At 35.7% G+C, this 1172-nt stretch carries 2 protein-coding genes; both read left to right on the forward strand.

Going from position 1 to position 1172, the window contains the following annotated elements; all coding sequences use genetic code 11:
- Window positions 1-816: LPXTG cell wall anchor domain-containing protein (locus tag O0J15_RS21235; RefSeq protein ID WP_308306308.1), on the forward strand; the 816-nt coding region annotated here is incomplete at its 5' end.
- 2 nt (window positions 817-818) lie between these two features.
- The coding region (locus tag O0J15_RS21240; RefSeq protein WP_308306309.1) for a hypothetical protein at window positions 819-1172 on the forward strand (354 nt) is incomplete at its 3' end.

Below are 1172 nucleotides of genomic sequence, written 5' to 3' on the forward strand. Positions count from 1 at the left end.
CCCACACACTCTTATACTTTGAAAATTTCTAATGAGGACGGTAGTTTCAGTCAGGATATTTACATCCCTCCATTTAACGGTTATGAACAATCGAAAAGCTTTGATATTGAGGTTCGACCGGGAACACTACATGTTGAACATAACCCCACACACTCTTATACTTTGAAAATTTCTAATGAGGACGGTAGTTTCAGTCAGGATATTTACATCCCTCCATTTAACGGTTATGAACAATCGAAAAGCTTTGATATTGAGGTTCGACCGGGAACACTACATGTTGAACATAACCCCACACACTCTTATACTTTGAAAATTTCTAATGAGGACGGTAGTTTCAGTCAGGATATTTACATCCCTCCATTTAATGGTAACAGTGACGAAAGCAAACAGTCAGAAGGCTCTTCGTCAACTGAGAGTTCATCAAGTTCAGTAAGGCCTAATCAGATTGTTCCAAGTGAGTCATCATCATCTCCATCTAGTGAAAGTAAAACTGAAGTAGAAAAAAATTATTCAAACTCAGAAACGAATAAATCTTCTAATAGCTCTTCGTCTTCAAATGATACTCGTGAAAGTACTCCTAAATTGCAAGCGAAGTCAAATGAGAAGGATTCTGAAACATTACATGAGGGACAAGTGTCTCCAAGCTCTACATTGGGTTCTTCATCTTCAGCAGTTAAAAAGAATACTGAAAAGAAAAGTCTTCTTCCAAATACTGGGGAAAAGGCTACAGGATTATTCATCAGTATTGGTGCAATTTTAGTTGTATTTGCGGTTGTCCTAGGATTTAAGAAAAAAACAGATGAAAAAGGAAAATAAAAGTGAACAAAATTATTAAAATCGAAAATGGTATCGTTTCTGTAGGAGATTCGGTTGGGAACTTTGCAGAAATTCCTTTAGAAAATTTTGGATTTGAACCTCAAGTTGGAGATTTTGTAGAATACTATAAAAATAATGAGACATATATTGTTTCTAAGGTGAATCTAGGACAGCAAGTTACAGCGACTTCCACTCAAAAATCGAAAATGGTTGCAGGTTTATTAGCATTCTTCTTAAGACCTTTTTACTTCTTCTATATTGGGAATAACGGTACTGGTGTCTTACATCTTTTCATTTGTGCATTAGGTATCTTCCTACCACTTTTTGTGGTCAATCTCATATGGAATATTGTTCTC

Origin of the sequence: Stenotrophomonas sp. Sm10 (assembly GCF_030985515.1) — a bacterium.
GTDB classification, from domain to species: Bacteria; Pseudomonadota; Gammaproteobacteria; order Xanthomonadales; family Xanthomonadaceae; genus Stenotrophomonas; species Stenotrophomonas hibiscicola.